At 50.9% G+C, this 222-nt stretch carries 1 rRNA gene; it reads right to left on the minus strand.

From position 1 onward, the window contains the following. Positions 1-222, minus strand: a 23S ribosomal RNA gene (locus tag H5985_RS09350); the annotation flags it as partial.

Here is a 222-nt window from a genome sequence, read left to right on the forward strand (position 1 = left end):
GCAACTACTCGCTCTATTCGAACTCGCTTTCGCTACGCCTCCCCTACTCGGTTAAGCTCGCTACTGAACGTAAGTCGCTGACCCATTATGCAAAAGGTACGCAGTCACCTTGCGGCTCCTACTGTTTGTATGTATGCGGTTTCAGATTCTATTTCACTCCCCTCCCGGGGTTCTTTTCGCCTTTCCCTCACGGTACTGGTTCACTATCGGTCGATTACGAGT

The sequence above is a fragment of the Parasutterella secunda genome, from assembly GCF_016901835.1.
Classification (GTDB): domain Bacteria; phylum Pseudomonadota; class Gammaproteobacteria; order Burkholderiales; family Burkholderiaceae_F; genus Aphodousia; species Aphodousia faecavium.